General features: G+C 60.6%; 14 protein-coding genes. 11 read left to right on the top strand and 3 right to left on the bottom strand.

What is annotated here, in order from left to right; genetic code table 11:
* Window positions 1-7 precede the first annotated feature (7 nt).
* The 7 genes from lgt (at window position 8) to CKO27_RS12650 (ending at window position 10,488) form a co-directional block, all read left to right on the top strand.
* A complete protein-coding gene (gene lgt, locus CKO27_RS12680) occupies window positions 8-856 on the top strand; it encodes a prolipoprotein diacylglyceryl transferase (protein ID WP_200375265.1) in 849 nt (282 codons plus the stop codon).
* A 230-nt stretch (window positions 857-1,086) separates the two neighbouring features.
* Window positions 1,087-3,114 carry a type I restriction-modification system subunit M gene (locus CKO27_RS12675; RefSeq protein WP_200375264.1) on the top strand — a complete coding sequence of 676 codons (2,028 nt, stop codon included), beginning with the start codon at window positions 1,087-1,089 and terminating at the stop codon, window positions 3,112-3,114.
* On the top strand, window positions 3,111-4,220 hold the full coding sequence (locus CKO27_RS12670) for a hypothetical protein (RefSeq protein WP_200375263.1): 1,110 nt from the start codon (window positions 3,111-3,113) through the stop codon (window positions 4,218-4,220). The genes CKO27_RS12675 and CKO27_RS12670 overlap by 4 nt, the downstream gene beginning before the upstream one ends.
* Window positions 4,217-4,597, top strand: a complete 381-nt coding sequence (locus CKO27_RS12665) for a hypothetical protein (RefSeq protein ID WP_200375262.1) — start codon at window positions 4,217-4,219, stop codon at window positions 4,595-4,597. Before CKO27_RS12670 ends, CKO27_RS12665 begins: the two co-directional genes overlap by 4 nt.
* On the top strand, window positions 4,594-5,964 hold the full coding sequence (locus CKO27_RS12660; protein ID WP_200375261.1) for a restriction endonuclease subunit S: 1,371 nt from the start codon (window positions 4,594-4,596) through the stop codon (window positions 5,962-5,964). The genes CKO27_RS12665 and CKO27_RS12660 overlap by 4 nt, the downstream gene beginning before the upstream one ends.
* Window positions 5,961-9,191, top strand: coding sequence for a type I restriction endonuclease subunit R (locus CKO27_RS12655; protein WP_200375260.1), 3,231 nt, complete (start codon window positions 5,961-5,963; stop codon window positions 9,189-9,191). Before CKO27_RS12660 ends, CKO27_RS12655 begins: the two co-directional genes overlap by 4 nt.
* Window positions 9,184-10,488, top strand: coding sequence for an ISL3 family transposase (locus CKO27_RS12650; protein ID WP_200375259.1), 1,305 nt, complete (start codon window positions 9,184-9,186; stop codon window positions 10,486-10,488). The genes CKO27_RS12655 and CKO27_RS12650 overlap by 8 nt, the downstream gene beginning before the upstream one ends.
* A gap of 91 nt (window positions 10,489-10,579) precedes the next feature.
* Here CKO27_RS12650 and rpsT read toward each other — a convergent pair whose 3' ends face one another.
* Entirely contained in the window at window positions 10,580-10,843 is a 264-nt protein-coding gene (rpsT, locus tag CKO27_RS12645; RefSeq protein ID WP_200375258.1) for a 30S ribosomal protein S20, read from the bottom strand.
* Window positions 10,844-11,006: 163 nt separating this feature from the next.
* Between rpsT and murJ the strand changes: the two genes are divergently transcribed.
* Both murJ and CKO27_RS12635 read left to right on the top strand, forming a co-directional pair.
* The gene (gene murJ / locus CKO27_RS12640; protein WP_200375257.1) at window positions 11,007-12,536 is read left to right on the top strand and encodes a murein biosynthesis integral membrane protein MurJ; all 1,530 of its coding nucleotides are present in this window, start codon (window positions 11,007-11,009) and stop codon (window positions 12,534-12,536) included.
* A 364-nt stretch (window positions 12,537-12,900) separates the two neighbouring features.
* Window positions 12,901-13,260, top strand: a complete 360-nt coding sequence (locus CKO27_RS12635; RefSeq protein ID WP_200375256.1) for a PilZ domain-containing protein — start codon at window positions 12,901-12,903, stop codon at window positions 13,258-13,260.
* 21 nt (window positions 13,261-13,281) lie between these two features.
* Here the strand turns inward: CKO27_RS12635 and CKO27_RS12630 are convergent, their stop codons facing one another.
* On the bottom strand, window positions 13,282-15,285 hold the full coding sequence (locus CKO27_RS12630) for an HDOD domain-containing protein (protein ID WP_200375255.1): 2,004 nt from the start codon (window positions 15,283-15,285) through the stop codon (window positions 13,282-13,284).
* Between the two features lie 211 nt (window positions 15,286-15,496).
* Between CKO27_RS12630 and CKO27_RS12625 the strand changes: the two genes are divergently transcribed.
* On the top strand, window positions 15,497-15,760 hold the full coding sequence (locus CKO27_RS12625) for a SemiSWEET transporter (protein WP_242470893.1): 264 nt from the start codon (window positions 15,497-15,499) through the stop codon (window positions 15,758-15,760).
* A gap of 68 nt (window positions 15,761-15,828) precedes the next feature.
* Complete coding sequence (locus CKO27_RS12620; protein ID WP_200375254.1) at window positions 15,829-16,344, top strand: hypothetical protein; 516 nt, start codon at window positions 15,829-15,831, stop codon at window positions 16,342-16,344.
* 26 nt (window positions 16,345-16,370) lie between these two features.
* On the opposite strand, the gene CKO27_RS12615 is transcribed toward CKO27_RS12620, so the two are convergent.
* On the bottom strand, window positions 16,371-17,213 hold the full coding sequence (locus CKO27_RS12615; protein WP_200375253.1) for an MBL fold metallo-hydrolase: 843 nt from the start codon (window positions 17,211-17,213) through the stop codon (window positions 16,371-16,373).
* Between the last annotated feature and the right edge of the window lie 256 nt (window positions 17,214-17,469).

Below are 17,469 nucleotides of genomic sequence, written 5' to 3'. Positions count from 1 at the left end.
CGCGACCATGCTGACCTACCCCGACATCGACCCCGTCGCCCTCGCCCTCGGACCACTCAAGGTCCATTGGTATGGACTCATGTATCTGATCGGCTTCGCCCTCGCCTGGGTGCTGGGCCGTTGGCGCGCGCGTCGGCCCGGTTCCGACTGGACCGGCGAAATGGTCGACGACCTCGTCTTCTATTGCGTCATCGGCACCATCGCGGGCGGGCGCCTTGGCTACATGCTGTTCTACGGCTTCGACCAGATCCTTGACAATCCCTTGAATCTACTCAAGGTCTGGGAAGGTGGGATGTCGTTCCACGGCGGATTGATCGGCGTCCTGGTGGCCATCCTGCTGTTCGCCCGCCGGTACGGCCGGCGTTTCTTCCAGGTCGCCGACTTTCTGGCTCCGCTGGTACCGACCGGGCTGCTCGCCGGGCGTATCGGCAACTTCATCAACGGCGAACTCTGGGGACATCGCACCCAGATGCCCTGGGGCATTCAGCTCCCATGCGACCGCTTTCCGCGCCAGTGTCTCGACCAGCCCGCCGAATCACTCTGGAGCCCGCCGGTCCACGCCTCGCAGCTCTACGAGGCCGCGCTCGAGGGGCTGGCGCTCTTCCTCATCCTCTGGTTCTTCTCGCGCAAGCCACGCCCCATGATGGCCGTGTCGGGGCTTTTCCTGTTCGGTTACGGAATCTTCCGGTTCCTGGTCGAACTGGTGCGCGAGCCGGACGCGCATCTCGGCTATCTCGCCTTCGACTGGCTCACCATGGGGCAACTGCTGTCGCTGCCCATGATTCTGGCCGGTCTGCTGCTGCTCGTTCTCGCCTACCGATCCAGCACGACGAGCGAGCGCGCGACGGCTCGCTAGGAATCACTGGCGCGGCCGCTCGACAGGTCTTCCGTCGGCAGACATCAGGGAACACGAATCGTCTGACGGCGGCTCGAATTTCAGGCATAAAAAAACCGGCTTAACGCATTCCATGGTTGGTTCGACCCAATCCTAACCAAAGTTAAAATCCTCCGTTTTGTGCAAAACACGGTTGATTTATGCGATTGGTCTGTTAGCCTGCTTTGTGCAAAATATGGTTGGAGACCAACATGGCGGAACAGGCAGGCTCGGGCGCATCGCTGGCGGATTTCATCTGGAGAAACGCCGAAGACCTTTGGGGTGATTTCAAGCACACCGACTTTGGCAAGATTATTTTGCCGTTCACGCTGCTGCGCCGTCTCGAGTGCGTTCTGGAACCGACCCGCAGGCAAGTCCGCGACTCACATGCGGCGTTCAAGGAATCAGGAATCGACGTTGATCTGATCCTGCGCCAATGCACTCGCTATCCTTTCTACAACACGTCTGAGTACGCACTGGACAATCTGGGTAGCACGAAGACCCGCCAGAACCTTCAGGATTACATCGCCCACTTCTCCGATAACGCACGGGTTATCTTCGAGCAGTTTGATTTCTCGAATACCCTCATCCGGCTCGACAAGGCGGGAGTGCTGTTCAAGATTTGCAAGAACTTCGCCGGCATCGATCTTCATCCCGAGGTCGTGTCGGATCGGGTCATGAGCAACCTGTACGAACACCTCATTCGTCGCTTTGGCGCCGAGGTGAACGAAGGGGCGGAAGACTTCATGACACCGCGTGACGTGGTGCACTTGGCCACGGCACTGCTGCTTGATCCCGATGACGCCCTATTTGAATCCAATCCGGGCCTCATTCGGACGCTGTACGACCCGACCTGTGGCACGGGCGGCTTCTTGACGGACGCCATGAACCACGTCGCCGACTATGGAAATCGCTTCAAGGTGCCGCCTGTTCTCGTTCCTCATGGACAGGAGCTTGAACCTGAAACCCACGCGGTCTGCCTCACCGGCATGCTGCTGCGCACACTGGAATCCGATCCTGGGCGCGATCTGTCCAAGAACATCCGACTCGGCAGCACGCTCTCCAACGATCAGTTCGCGAACGATCGCTTCCACTACGGCCTATCCAATCCACCCTTCGGCAAGAAATGGGAGAAGGATCAGGAGGCGGTCAATGCCGAGCACAAGGACAAGAAATACGACGGTCGTTTTGGCCCCGGCCTGCCACGCATCAACGATGGCTCCATGCTGTTCTTGCTGCACCTGACGAGCAAACTGGAGTTGCCTGAAAACGGTGGTGGCCGTGCGGCGATCGTGTTGTCGGGGTCGCCCTTGTTCAATGGCGGAGCATCGTCAGGGGAATCCGAGATTCGCCGTTGGCTGCTCGAAAACGATCTGGTCGATGCCATCGTCGCGCTCCCCACGGAAATATTCTTCCGGACAGGCATTGGCACCTATCTGTGGATTCTCTCGAACAAGAAGCCCGATCACCGCAAAAGACGGGTACAGCTCATCAACGCGACCGGCTTTTGGACGTCAATCAAGAACGAGGGTAACAAGCGCCGGATCATCAGCGATGACCAACGCCATCGGATTGTCGACCTCTACGCCGCGGCCGAGAACGGCGAACACAGCCGGATGCTCGATGACCGTACCTTCGGCTATCGCCGGATCAAGGTGCTGCGTCCGCTTCGGATGTCCCTGCACATTGACGAAGCGGGCCTGGACAGGCTCAAAGCAGACAAGGCATGGCACAAGCTGTCGCCAGAGCATCAAGCCCTCTGGGAATCTGCGCTGCTCGATCACCTTGGCGCGACGCATCCCGTTGGCTGGGCCGAAGCCTTGACGGCTGACGTGGTGCAAACGGCGCTGGCGGCGGGCAAGGCGACCAAGACAGGCAAGCCATTCATCAAGGCACTGACCAATGCCTTTGGCCTGCGTGACCCGGATGGCGAGCCGGTACGGGATGCCGCTGGGCAACTCGTCCCTGATGCCGAACTGACGGACTACGAAAACATTCCACTCACGGAGAGCATCCAGAACTATGTTGCTCGCGAGGTGCTGCCGCACCTGCCCGATGCCTACATCGATGAGACGTTTCGCGACGAGAAGGATAAGCAAGTTGGCAAGGTGGGCTACGAAATCAACTTCAACCGCTTCTTCTATCGATATGTACCGCCGCGCAAGCTGGCCGACATTGATGCCGATCTGAAGCAGGTTGAGGCCGAGATCGCTGAACTGTTGGGAGAGGTAACAACATGAATCAAGAGTTCCTGAAGCCTCGACTGGTGGGTCGCCGTTTCGACGAGCACACACTTCCTCTTGAGATTCTGACGGACTTCGCGGCCTTGGAAGCGATGCTTCTGGAGGTGGCCAAACGTGAGTTTCGGCAGGCGAATCCGAATCGCACCCGCATCCCAAAGGGTTTCACCAAGGGGTTCGAGTTGCATCTCGTCACGGTGGAAGAAGGAAGTGCCATCCCCATCATCGCCCTTATTTTTCCGACGCTGCTTCCCCCGTCGGATACCGATTACTTCGAACGGGCCAGAGACAAGATCATCGAGGCGATCGCCAGTGTGGAGCACGGACAACCGCCGACCCTGGCGCCGGATCTGCTGCGCTACTTCGACCGTTTTGGACGCGGTCTGCGCGACGGTGAAGCCATGGAATTCACGCGCTCCGGCGGGCAAACGACCGCGCTGACGCCAGCGATTCGTGAGCGGTTACTCCGCGCTTCCCAGGCCGAGGAGTGGACCGAGGAGGCCACTATCAAGGGGCGCATTCCCGAGGTCGATCAAGCGGATCTGAGTTTCGAGCTTGAGCTGCGAAACGGGCTCAAGCTGAAAGCGCCGCTGGATGAGCAGCACCGCGAGACCGTCCTGCAAGCCAGCGTGGCCTACCGCGACGGACAGCTCGTCGCTGTACAGGGGGTCATCAAACGCGATCGCGCCGAGCGCCCCAAATCGTTCGAGTCTATTGAGCACATCAGCCCACTGGATGCATTGGATGTCGAAACCCGTTTGGAGGAATTGGCGGCGCTGCCTGACGGCTGGCTCGATGGCCAGGGAAAATGCCTTGATCGCGGCGCCCTAAGCGCCTTGGCGCAGGATTTCGACGACCACTTCGACTCCGAGTTGCCACTTCCCTATCTCTATCCGACCGCTGAAGGTGGGGTTCAAGCTGAATGGACTCTGGGCGACTGGGAGGTGTCGCTTGAGATCGACCTTCAGAACCGCTCGGCACACTATCAGGCGGTGCGGTTGAGTACCGACCATGCGCTTGACCAGACGTTCGATTTGGCGCTGGGGCAAGACGAATGGACCAAGCTCAACGATGCGCTGCGAAGCCTGTTGGAGGGTGGCGCGTGAACGCTGAAACCTCGTTGTTGCGCCAGATTCATCCGAACTTCGTGCAAGCCGGACGTGTCACCTCCCAGGCATTTCGACCCACTCCGAAGGACGAGCAGCGATTGTCGGTGGATAACGGAGATCAGATCCACGTCAAGGCGGCATGGGAGCGCTTCGTCAGTGATCCGGCCTGTTCATCGGTTGGCGTCATGGCAGTGACTCACGCTGAATGTGAGGTCCAGTCCCTGCCTGTCATCGAAGATGGTGTCCCCTATCCCGAGCATTGCTCCATCGATTTCTCCGCCTTCGAGAAGCGGGAGATTGAACGCAAGGCGAAACACTTGTCCCGCCAGGCGCAAGATCGGGGCTGGCTGTTTCTGGCGAGTGGGGCTGCATGAGTCACGGCAAGCCCTATTCGGCCTACAAGGCATCAGGAGCAAGCTGGCTCGGAAGCATTCCTGAGCATTGGTGTATCGCTCAGCTTAGCAAAGTGACCAAAGAACGGTGTGACGGTCCATTCGGTAGCGGACTGAAGTCGGAACATTATCAGCCCAATGGCGTACGGGTTGTCCGATTACAGAACATCGGATGGGCAGGATTCAACGGTTACGACGCGGCTTATATTTCCGAGGAGCACTGGCGCGAAGAGCTTGGTAGCGGCCACGGAGTCGAGCCGGGAGATGTTCTGATCGCTGGTCTGGGCGATGACAACAACCCGTTGGGACGTGCCTGTGTTGCGCCTGACGACATAGCGCCAGCCTTGGTCAAGGCGGATTGCTATCGTTTCCGCGTGGACCAAAAGCTTGTGATTCCGGCATTTACGGCACTTGCCCTTTCTGCAACTGCGCGCGCCGAGTGCGGGCTCCTGGCAACCGGTGCGACTCGGGATCGCCTGAACCTCGGATTAGCCAGCGCCCGTCGGCTTCCAATCCCACCACTCGACGAGCAGCGGCGAATCGTCTCCGTCCTCGACCGCGAAACCGCCAGCATCGATGCTCTCATCGCGAAGAAGACCCGTTTTATCGAACTGCTGAAGGAAAAGCGCCAAGCGCTCATTACCCATGCTGTCACCAAGGGGCTTGATCCCAAGGCCAAGATGAAGGATTCCGGCGTGGACTGGATTGGAGAGATTCCTAGCGATTGGATCGTTGGTCGACTGCGCGATTTTTGTACCGCTATATCGACCGGCCCATTTGGAACGGCTCTCGGGGCAAATGATTATGTTGAGAGCGGAATTCCCGTCATTAACCCTTCACACATGGAGCATGGTTGTTGCGCACCCGCTCCAACGGTTTCCGTAAGTCTCGCGACCGCAAAAAGACTTCAGTTTTGGGCTCTGAGGAAAGGGGATGTCGTTGCGGCTAGACGAGGCGAACTCGGCCGAGCTGCCATCGTTAGAAGTCATGAAGTCGGTTGGATTTGCGGGACAGGAAGCCTTCGGCTAGCACCAAACCAAGAACGTATCACCGCCGATTATATTTACAGCGTTCTCCAATCCAGCTATGCCCGCGCTTGGTTAGCCCAAGAGTCGGTCGGCAGCACAATGCCAAACTTAAACGAAGCCTTAATCGGCAAGCTGCCGTTAGCAATTCCTTCAACCATTGCTGCGCAAGCCTCCCTGCGCTCCATGCTTGAGACAAATCTCTCAAGGCTAGCTGCCTTAATTGCTAAAACCCAACGCAGCATCGACCTTCTCAAAGAGCGCCGCTCTGCCCTCATCACCGCCGCCGTCACCGGCCAAATCGACCTTCGGGAGTCGCCATGAGCGACACCGCCCACCAGGAAAGGCACTTCGAGACCTATGTCGTTTCCAGGCTGGAAGCACAGGGCTGGACGATTGGCAGTACGCTCCACTACGACACCGAGCGTGCCTTGTACGCGGATGACCTCATTGCCTGGCTGGAAGCCACGCAACCCGAGAAATGGGCGAAGCTCTGCAAGGACAACGGTGAGCGTGCCCGCGAGGGGTTGATGGATCGGTTGGCCAAGGCGCTGGACACGCATGGCACCGCCCAGGTGCTCCGCCAAGGCTTCTCCATTGCTGGGTGTGGGCATCTCGATCTTTCCGAAGCCGCACCGGAAGACCAGCGCAACGCCGACGTATCGAAGCGCTATGCGGCCAATCGCCTGCGCGTGGTGCCGCAACTCCAATACCACCCCTCGCGCAACCTGGCGATTGATCTGGTGTTGTTCATCAACGGTATCCCTGTCGCCACGGTGGAACTGAAGACCGACTTCACCCAGTCGGCCGAAGCAGCGATGGACCAGTACCGTACCGACCGACTGCCGTATGACCCCAAGACCAAGCGCCGTGAGCCACTGCTGACCTTCAAACGCGGGGCCGTCGTGCATTTTGCGATGTCGGATTCCGACATCCAGATGGCTACCAAGCTCGATGGCGAGTACACCTTCTTCCTGCCCTTCAACCAGGGCAACGCAGGCCATGCAGGCAACCCCGAGCGCAAGGACCAGGAATACCCTGTCGCCTACTTCTGGGAACAGGTCTGCCAGCCTGACTCCTGGCTGCGCATCTTCCACAGTTTCGTGTATGTCGAAAAGAAGGACGTGGTCGATTTGAAGGGTAACTGGTCGAAACAGGAGACTTTGATCTTCCCGCGTTTCCATCAATGGTCAGCAGTCAATGAAATGATCGCCGACGCCAAGACGAATGGCGCCGGCATGTCATATCTGGCCGACCATAGCGCAGGTTCAGGCAAGACCAGCACCATTTCCTGGACGGCTCACGATCTGATCAAGCTGCGGCGGGACAACGGCGAGGCTATCTTCAGCAGTGTCATCATCGTGACGGATCGCATGGTCCTGGATGGCCAGCTTCGGGATGCGGTGAAGCAGATTGACCATCAGTTCGGCGTGATTGCGGCTATTGATCGCCAGAAATCCTCGACGTCGAAGAGTCAGCAACTCGCCGATGCCTTGCTGGCTGGCACGCCCATCATTGTCGTCACCATCCAGACCTTCCCCTATGCGATGGAAGCCATCGTGACGGACAAGGCCCTGAAGGGCAGAAATTTTGCCGTCATCATTGATGAGGCACATCACTCGCAAACTGGATCGACGGCCGCCAAGCTCCAGACGGCGCTGGCCATGAGCGGCAAAGGCAAGATGTCCACGCTGACGGTGGAGGAACTGCTGGAACAGGTTCAGAAGTCGCGGGCGCGTCCGGACAACATCAGCTACTTCGCCTTCACCGGTACGCCGAAGCACTCGACCCTCATGCTCTTTGGCCGACCGACCGACCCGACACAACCGCCCTCGAAGGATAATCTGCCCCAAGCGTTCCATCGCTACCCCATGCGGCAGGCGATTGAAGAGGGGTTCATCCTGGATGTGCTGCGGGGCTACGTGCCCTACCAAACGGCGTTCAACCTCGCCAAGCAGATCGAGGACACCAAGCGGGTGAGCGGCAAGGCGGCCAAACGGGCGTTGGCGCAGTGGATGTCCTTGCACCCGACCAATGTCACCCAGAAGGTGCGGTTCATCATCGAGCACTTCAGCAAGAACGTTGCCCATCGGCTCGATGGCAAGGGCAAGGCCATGGTCGTCACCAGTTCGCGGGCGGCCGCGATCCGCTACAAGAAGGGCTTTGATGCCTACATTGCCAAGCACTCCGAATATGCCGGCATTCGCTCCCTGATCGCCTTCTCCGGAAAAATGACGGGCAAGCAGGTGATGCACCCGAATGACGAGCGATTGGCTGACGAGACATTCCGCATCGACGAGAGCGAGGAATTCACTGAGGAAAACATGAATCCGGACATTGCCGGACAGGATTTGCGATATGCCTTTGATCGCCCGGAATACCGGGTGATGCTGGTGGCCGACAAGTTTCAAACTGGATTCGATCAGCCGAAACTGATGGCCATGTATGTCGACAAGAAGATTGCCAACGACGTGGAAATCGTCCAGACCTTCTCCCGCCTCAACCGGATGGCTCCGGGCAAGGATGATGTCTTCATTATCGACTTCGTGAATGATCCGGCCAATGTTCGGCGTGCGTTCGCCATGTATGACGACGGGGCACGGATCGCAGACGTGCAAGACTTCAATGTGGTCTATGAGATCAAGGAACAGCTTGACGCTCAAGGGCTGTACGAAGCCGATGACCTAGACCGCTTCAAGGAAGCGCGCTTCAAGACGATCCGCGACATTACTCATGCCCATGAGCCGCGGCACAAGGCGTTGTATGCCGCCACGGAAAGGCCGACACGACTGTTTAACCAGCGACTGAAGATGCTGCGCGAAGCGATTGTCACCTGGGAAGCCACCTTCAATAAGGCGCACAGCCTGGGCGACGAAGCGGGCATGAAATCGGCGGATCATCATCGCAAAGAACACGCCGACCAGATCAAGACGTCGACAGCCTTCAAGACCGGGCTCGGGCGCTTCTGCCGTACCTATGCCTATGTGGCCCAGTTGATCGACTTCGGCGACCCGGAGTTGGAGAACTTCGCGGCCTTTGCCAAGCTGCTCCAGAAACGTCTCAACGGCGAAACGCCGGAGAACGTCGACCTGAAGGGCTTGGTGCTCACGGGATTCGACATCAAGCGAAAAGAAGACGATCCGTCTAGCGATGACGATACGCCGGTCTTGAAGCCGGTCGGGTCGGGCGGCGGCGGTTCCGCGGGCGACAGCCCGCATTTCCTTCACGAGATCATCGCGAGACTCAACCACCTGTTTGGCGATGCCACGCCATTGCGCGACCAGGCGACCTTCGTCAACCACATCGTCGCGATTACCCGCGAGAACGATGTTGTCATGGCCCAAGTCGAAAACAATACGCGAGAGCAAGCGCTGAAGGGCAATCTGCCCGGTGCGGTGCAACAGGGCGTTGTTCGTGCACTGACCTCGCACCAGCAACTCGCCACCCTGGTTCTGAAGTCGGATCGCCAGGCGATGGCAGCGCTGACCGATGTGATCTATGAACTGATCCGCGACCAGCAGAACATTGACCTGGACGACTTGGGTGTTTGATCTGCTGAACCTGCCCGGCGTGAAGCCGGTCGACTTACGCACAGGCAATCGCGTCATCACCATCCTTGCCGACGTGGTGGAGGCTGAATTGCCTCACTGCCCGGATTGCGCAAAGCCACTGTATCGGCATGGGCGACGGTCGAATGTTTTTGCCGACACACCCATGCAGATGCAGCCAGTTCGGCTGGAAATCACCCGCCCACGCTATCGGTGCGATACGTGCGGCAAAACCGTCACACCCGAACTGGTTTTTCTGGATGAGAAGCGCCGGGCCACCAAGCGGCTAGTGGACACGATCCGCCAACGCTGCCTTGGCATGACCTTCCATGCCCTCGCGGAGCAGACTGGCCTGGCGGTCAATACGATCAAGAACATTGCCCATGACCTGATTGAAGAGCTGGAACACACCGTTCATTACGAGACGCCGGTCATAATGGGCATCGATGAAGTGAGTCTGGCGGGTGACTATCGTTGCGTCATCACGAACCTGGCCACGAACAACGTCTTTCAGATGCTGGAGTTTCGCACCCAGGATCATCTGAAACCGTTCTTCAAGAATTTGCGGGACAGGGAACGAGTTGAGTGGGTTTGCACGGATATGTGGAGACCGTTCAAACAATCATTCAGCCAATACCTGCCGAATGCCAAGCTGGTCATCGACAAGTTCCATGTCGTGAAAATGGTCTCCGAAGCCTTTGAGGAAGAGCGGAAGAAGTATCAGTCGACGCTGGCCAAGGAGGAGCGTATCCATGTGAAGAAGTCGATTCGCTGGCTAACGCTGAAGCGGCCAAGCAACCTCACCGCCGCCGAGCAGATAGCGCTGGTAGAGGTTCGCGAGAAGATTCCAGAACTGGCCCAAGCTTACGATTTCAAAGAAGCCTTCTTCCAGATTTACGACGAGCCGGACAAAGCGTCCGCAATGCGTGCCTTTGAGGCATGGGAGAACACGCTGCCAGAGAATGAGCTTGAGAAATTCCGTGGCCTCGCCAAGACCGTGCATAACCACTACGACAGTATCTTTGCCTATTGGGACTCGCCCGCCCAGATCACCAGTGCCTATACAGAGTGCCTGAACGGCCTGATTAAGCTTTCGAACAGAATGGGGCGCGGGTACAGCTACGAGATCATCCGGGCCAAAACCCTGTATGCCAAACATGCGCGCAAGGTGGGTAGTGGAGCGCGCCTAGCAGCCCCGTCCGAAACCCCATTTCCAACCAAGGGCGCCTCCGAAACGGTTGAGTACGGACCTCATATTCCAACCTTGATCGAGATTGCCGAAGCCGGCGGTCTTAACTAGGAAGGTAGGTAGGACTTTCCAACCTCAGATTGCAAATAGCCAAAAAAAACCGGCTTAACGCCGGTTTTTCTTGCCGATGCGACCGAGGCCGTCAGGCCATGGCCTTGATGTGCGCGTTCAGGCGGCTCTTGTGGCGAGCGGCCTTATTGGCATGGATCAATCCCTTGCGAGCGGCGCGATCGATACGCGGCACGGCATCTTTATAGGCTTGAACAGCCGCTTCCTTGTCTTCGGCACGGATTGCCTTGATCACCTTTTTGATGAAGGTACGCAAGGTGCTGCGCTGCGCCGTGTTTCTCTGACGGCGGACTTCCGCTTGACGGGCGCGCTTGCGTGCTTGTGGTGAGTTAGCCAAGTGTGTCTCCTGAAAATCCGGCTCTGAAATCACGGTCAAAAATTTAGATCGCGCAGTATTTCGGATTTGGCCGAGATTGTCAATTTCCTAAATCAGTTCGCGCTTCGCCCGAGTCCCGGCCGCCCCTATAATCCCTCCCCTTTGCGCCAGGAGAAACACGCCCGTGGCTTCGCTGCTCGCCTCGATGGCCAAAGTGGGTAGCGGCAGCTTTCTGTCGCGGGTTCTTGGGTTCATACGGGATCTGGTCGTGGCCAGGGTGTTCGGGGCCGACGCCGCGACCGATGCCTTCTTCGTCGCCTTCAAGATCCCCAATTTCGCGCGCCGGCTCTTCGCCGAGGGCGCCTTCTCGGCGGCGCTGGTGCCCATTCTGCACGAATACCGGGAGCAACCCGGTCTCGCGGTCCTCAAGCGCTTCGTCGACGACATGGCCGGCACGCTCGGCGCCGCCCTGCTGCTGCTCACCGCGCTCGGCATCCTGTGCGCCCCAATCCTGATCCTGGCCTTCGCGCCCGGCTTCGGCGCCGACGCCAGTCAGTTCGACCTGGCCGTGGCCATGCTGCGACTGACCCTGCCCTATCTGCTGTTCATCACGCTCGCCGCCTTCGCGGGCAGTATCCTCAACACCTACGAACACTTCGGCGTCCCGGCCTTCACGCCGGTTCTGCTCAATCTCATCCTGATCGGCTGCGCGCTTTGGCTGGCACCGAACCTGGAACAACCGATCCTGGCGCTAGCCTGGGGCGTGCTAATCGCCGGCCTGGTCCAGTTGGCCTTTCTGCTCCCCTTCCTCAAGCGACTTGGACTCCTGCCCCGCCCGCGCCTCAACCCTCGCGATCCGGGGGTGAAACGTGTCTTCAGACAGATCGGACCCGCCATCCTGGGAGGGTCCGCAGGCCAGATCAGCCTGCTCCTGAATACCCTGCTGGCCTCCTTCCTGACGACCGGCAGCATCTCCTGGCTCTATTACGCCGACCGGCTGATGGAGTTCCCGCTCGGTATCCTGGCCGTGGCCCTGGGCACGGCCATCATGCCGCGTCTGTCGCAGCGTCACGCCGCGCGGGATCCAGCGGCCTTCTCCGCGACCCTGGACTGGGCCTTGCGTCTCGTCCTGCTGCTCGGCCTGCCATCCGCGATCGGGCTCCTCGCCCTGTCCGGACCACTGATGGCCACGCTCTTCCACTCGGCCGAGTTTGGCGGGGAGGACGTCGCCATGGCCGCGCGCGGTCTCATGGCCTACTCGCTGGGCGTCGTCGCCTTCATGGCGATCAAGGTCCTGATCCCCGGCTACTACGCTCGACAGGACATAGGTACGCCGGTACGCATCGCCATGGTGGCTCTGAGCGTCGGGCTGATCGCCAATCTGGTCCTGATGGTTCCGCTGGGGCACGCCGGACTGGCCCTGGGCACCACCATCGCCGCCACGGTCAACGCCGCGCTTCTGCTGCGCGGCCTGCGACGGGAAGGGATCTATCGCCCAGCACGCGGCTGGCGGAGACGGCTCGTCCAGGGACTGACCGCGAGCCTCGCCATGGGCCTGCTGCTGTCCTGGGGAACCGGACCGACCGCGGACTGGATCGCGGCCAGCGGCGCCGAGCGCGTCTGGAATCTCGTCACTTGGATTCTGGCGGGCGGACTCTTCTATGTGGCCGCACTGGGAGCGACCGGGGTGCGGCCAGGCGATCTGAGGCCATGACGGCCGGCATCGAAAGTGATGAAAAAGGATCGCGCCCGAGCGAAGGCTCCGGAATTGGACAGGATTAACAGGATTCTTCAAGATTTACAGGATTAAAAACAGGGCTTTATCAATCCTGTCAATCCTGCGAAATCCTGTCCATGGCCCGGCGGACCATGGGTTTCCCGGAAATCACTTTAGACTTGAATCGACACAATCGCGGTCTACATTCATTAGGAGACAAGAACATCACGACCCAAGTGGTCAGAGCCTCCCAGCCAGTGTCCCGGGCGGGTCCGAGGGTCAAGTATCGATCCGCGTGGAAATCGGAACCATCCAATGCCCGGATCCATGAGCCGCTTGGCTAAAACCTGGATGAGATTCGATGCCGTCAAACCAGTCGCTTCACGCCATCAATCGGCGTCGCCATCATCGCGAGTCCATGGTCTGCGAGGTTCAGCTTCAAGCCATTGACTCGGCTCCTTCCAACGCCGATGGCGGCAGCCATTTTTGCCATTCGCGCGACATCAGCGCCAGCGGCGCCAGACTCAGCGCGGACCAGCCCTACCCCGTCAACACACGGGTACTCATGACCATCGAGTGCAAGGAGAACGGCTGGACGCGGATCACCTCCCGCGCCGCCTCGGTGGTCTGGGCCGAGTCCGGTCCCTCACTGGGTTCCTGCGAGATCGGCATTCAGTTCACGGAGGATGCCGCCAAGGTCGAAATCGACGACCCCGCCTGATCGCTCCTCACGGCGCGCCCCTCAAGTGTCCACCCGGATCCCATCGGTTTCGGGTTCATGCTCGGACCAGGCGGACACCACGCGATTGCGTCCGGTCCCCTTGGCGCGGTAGAGCGCTGCATCGGCCGCCGCCACGACCTCGTCGGATCCCTGATTCGGATCCTCCCACATGGCCACCCCGAGACTCACGGTCAACGCCTGTCCCGGAAAACGTTCCGCGAGGACCAGGCCACGGCTCTCGATTTCCCGCCGTATCCGCTCGGCGAAGGCGAGCGCGCCACGCCGCCGAGCATCCACCAGGACGAAGAGGAACTCCTCGCCACCATAGCGACCCAGAAAATCGCTCGGGCGGGTCAGCCCGCGCATGGTATCGGCCACGATACGCAGCACATCGTCTCCCGCCTGATGGCCAAAGGTATCGTTGAAGCGTTTGAAGTGATCGATATCGATCAGGCCCACGGCGAAGCGCCGGCCGAATTGACTGACTTGCTGGAACGACTGCGTCAGGAAGCGATCGACCGCGCCCCGGTTGTTGAGCTGGGTCAGGGCGTCGATCTCCGCCCGTGCCCGTTCGCGCGCGAATGCCAGACTGCGCTCCAGCGCGATACCCAGTTCGCCGGCGACGCTCATCACCTCGGGCAGCGGGGCCAGGTCGAACTGGCCACCGTTCCGACGACCGCCGACCCAGAGCACGCCCATCAAACGCCCATTGCACATCACCGGAACCGCGGCCGCCTCCGCGACCCCCAGGATCGCGAGCACCCGTCCATTGCCGGCCGGCTCCCGGATCAGCACCGGCCGGCGCTCGCGCAGACAGCGGACCAACTCACCCGAGAGCGCGTTGATCGTCAACTCCAGGGGCGCGCCCGTCGCGAAGCCCGGTATGACCGGATAGACATGGGTCGCCACCAGGCTGCGACGTTTGGAATCGATCCGCATCATCAGCAGACGCTCGATGCCGAAATCGCGGTGCAGCGCCTCCAGGGTCAGCGGGATGAAATCATCGGGATCCAGGCTCCGATGGGGGGCCACATGGCTGGCGCGCTGACCGGACATCGGCGGCGCCGCGTCCCCCGATGCCCCCTGGCAGAGCGAGAGCGCGGTCGCCACCAGATTGGCCCTCAACTGGGGCGAGGGAGGAAAGGCGAGCCCGTAGAAGGTTCCGATCTCGGTGATCTCCGCGTCGGCGCGCTCCAGGATATCGGACAGATCGATTTGATCGAGCGCGATCAGCTTGAGGACATCCGGCGAGAGATCGGGGCGATTGAACCGGTCCACCGACCCGATCCCCTGCGTCCAGGCGATGAAATCGGCCAGGGCCACGATGGCGACCTCTTGCGCCTGCTGGGTCGTGAGCCCGACATCGATCAGATCCCGATGGTGGAGCGATTGCACCCGACACACCAACTCGGGCAATTCCCAGCGTTCGCAGATCACCGCGCCAACCACGTCATGGGTGACGCCGAAGTAAATCCGTTCGTTCTCCCGCATGGAATTCAGACTATGGGCGGAAGCGGTCAGGAAGTCGCTGTAGCGCACGCGCCCATGGGATTCCAGGATGACCTTGCCCAAGTCATGCAACAGGCCCGCCGCGTAGAGCGCATCGGGATCCGGATGGCCGAGCCGCTCGGCCATCTCGCGACCGAGGATCGCCACCAGCAAGCTGTGTTGCCAGAAGTGCAGCCGGTCGAACGCCCCCTTACCGCCGCGCCTGATCATCTTCTCGTAGAACAGAATCTGAAGCGCCGCCTGGCGCACCGTGGACAATCCCAGCAGGGTCACCGCCCGGTGGATGGACTGAATCCGTCGGGGAAAGCCGTAATAGGCCGAGTTGACGATTTGCAGCACCTTGACCGCGAGGGCGGGTTCGGTTTCGATCAGACGCGAGATGGCCGCCACCTCCGTGCCCTCGTCACGGGTGAGGCTCAATAGCTTGACAGCCGCCGCCGGCGCGGGAGGCAGTCCGCCCACCTCGCTTCTCAGCGCCGCCCGAACGGCCTTCGTGATTTCGCCTCGTGTCTCCACCCGTCCCTGTCCTCATCGACGCCATGCGCACGTCTTCATACGTTCGCTGTTTTCGGGCCAGGAAGCCGTGAAGCCTTTCCCAGTTCGCGAGCATGGATGAACGCCAGACGCGCCAAGGGATCGCTGCGCGAAGTCAACCGGGTTCCCTCTTCCAGTCACGGCGTCCATCGGATCTGCGAGAATAGGGAAACTCCATCCCTGGACATCCCCCATGTCGCTTCCCGATCTGCTTGGCTATGCCGCGGCCATCCTGACCACCGCGGCCTTCGTGCCGCAGGTGGTCCACACAGTGCGCACACGCGACACCCGGGCCATTTCGCTCGGAATGTACCTGCTGTTCTGTTGCGGAGTCGCCCTCTGGGGCCTCTACGGAATCCTTCTGGCGGCCTGGCCGATCATTCTCGCCAACAGCCTGACCCTGCTGCTCGCCCTGATCGTGCTCGGGTTCAAACTCACCGAGACCCGACGCGCCTGAGTCAAGAACCAACAGAGGCCCCGGGCCGCGAGGCTCCGGACATTCTCCACCAAACGGAGCCAGACTGGATGAACCCTATTCCCAGCACCTATCTGGAGATCATCAGCCCGCTGATCGATCAGGCCCGCCGGATCATGGAGCAGGGCGAGTCACTCGTCCCCTTCGCCTTCGTCGGCAATCTGACCCGCGAAGAGATTCTGCCCGTCATGCTGCACACCGAAACCGACAAGGACAAGGACGCCTCCGCCGCGCTGATCCGGGAGATCGCGCGCGAGATAGAGGCCGACTTCATCTTCGTCATCACCGAGGCATGGTCGTTGCCGAGCGAGCAGGCGCCGCGCTACGCGGAGATCATCGCCGAGTATGGTTCGATCGGCGACTCGCCTCATCGGGTGGATATCGTCTCGTTCACGCTGGAGACCGATCATGGGATATGGGCGGCGCAAATCCCCATCGGCCCGACCGGACACTCACCCAGCGGGCGGACCTTCACCCCGCCCCGGTTCCAGTACGTCAGTGACATCGGCGGACGACTGACCTCGCTGCTGCCCGACAGGAATCCGACACCACGCACCCTGCATTGACGCGCCCATCCTCGCCCGCGGCCTCCTCAATCGGAACGGGCAGAACCGAAGCGGTGTCGGGTTCCGGCGGGCGACTCCTGGAACCGGGCTGGAAACCGCTGACGGAACAGACAGACACCGGCGAGCCCGGTGCAGTGATTCGGCGCCAGATAGGCGATCCCAAGCCGTTCGAAGGCCTGGGCGATGAACTCCAGTCGCGCGGCATCGGCGCCCAGCAGGTGCATACCGCCGAGCACCGCGTGGATGGGCCGACCGGGGATCTGGTGCTGGATCCAATCCAGTGTGTTCACCACGCCGGAATGCCCGCAGCCGAGCACCACCACCAGTCCCTCGGGGGTGTCGATCGCGAGCGCCTGGTCGTCCGCGAGCGAATCGAGCTGGGTGCCCTGGGCATCCCGATAGAAGGGACCGCCGCTGTCCTCAATGGCGTGCGTGCGCGGGATCTCGCCGGTCAGCAGGATCCCCGGAGCGATGAGCGTTGGCTCGCGGGACATGAGCAGGCGACGCAGGCGCGGACGCAGGGTCTCCGGATCCTCGGTGGGGGCGCCGATCGCGCGCCCCACGCGATTGAACTTGGGCCTCAGGGCCTCGGGATGCAGATAGAGGTCGACCGCTCCGGTTAGATCGAGCGCCGCCGACAACCCGCCCGTGTGATCGTAATGACCATGACTGAGCACGATGGCCTCGACCCGATCGAGCGCGACGCCCAGACGCTCGACGTTGTGACGCAGCGCGAGCCCCTGGCCGGTATCGAAGAGCAGGCACTTGTCGTCCGCCTCGATGAAGAAGGCGGCGCCATGCTCGCCGAGCAGACCAGGACCGCCCGCCGCGTTCTCGACCAGTTGGGTGATTGTCAAACGTTGAATCATGTCTTGCCGCTCCGAAGGCTGCCGTGAACCGTCCAGGGTGATCAAAAAGCGACCGGTGGAAGAATTCCCTTTCCTGGATAAATTGTTACCGCGCCATGACACAGCTTATCCACAACCGTGCGCACATCGATTGGGGACAAGCGTCCAGCCCGCCCCAGGGGATCCGCGACGGTCAAGCCTCCCTGCGGGCGGGCGACTTCAATAGGGTTTCCCGATGACCCGCGTCCCCACGCCAGAGACGTGCCGGCCTGGCCAC

Origin of the sequence: Thiocystis violacea, from assembly GCF_016583575.1 — a bacterium.
In the GTDB taxonomy this organism is placed as follows: domain Bacteria; phylum Pseudomonadota; class Gammaproteobacteria; order Chromatiales; family Chromatiaceae; genus Thiocystis; species Thiocystis violacea.
Note: the sequence above shows the minus strand (reverse complement) of the source record. Positions and strands in the feature narration are given on the sequence as shown.

Bases quoted from the DNA above. Each gene is read 5' to 3' on its own strand.
- CKO27_RS12675 (WP_200375264.1), top strand. From the start codon at position 1,087: ATGGCGGAACAGGCAGGCTCGGGCGCATCGCTGGCGGATTTCATCTGG.
- lgt (WP_200375265.1), top strand. From the start codon at position 8: ATGCTGACCTACCCCGACATCGACCCCGTCGCCCTCGCCCTCGGACCA.
- CKO27_RS12620 (WP_200375254.1), top strand. From the start codon at position 15,829: ATGAACCCTATTCCCAGCACCTATCTGGAGATCATCAGCCCGCTGATC.
- CKO27_RS12660 (WP_200375261.1), top strand. From the start codon at position 4,594: ATGAGTCACGGCAAGCCCTATTCGGCCTACAAGGCATCAGGAGCAAGC.
- CKO27_RS12615 (WP_200375253.1), bottom strand. From the start codon at position 17,213: ATGATTCAACGTTTGACAATCACCCAACTGGTCGAGAACGCGGCGGGC.
- CKO27_RS12625 (WP_242470893.1), top strand. From the start codon at position 15,497: ATGTCGCTTCCCGATCTGCTTGGCTATGCCGCGGCCATCCTGACCACC.
- CKO27_RS12670 (WP_200375263.1), top strand. From the start codon at position 3,111: ATGAATCAAGAGTTCCTGAAGCCTCGACTGGTGGGTCGCCGTTTCGAC.
- CKO27_RS12635 (WP_200375256.1), top strand. From the start codon at position 12,901: ATGCCGTCAAACCAGTCGCTTCACGCCATCAATCGGCGTCGCCATCAT.
- CKO27_RS12655 (WP_200375260.1), top strand. From the start codon at position 5,961: ATGAGCGACACCGCCCACCAGGAAAGGCACTTCGAGACCTATGTCGTT.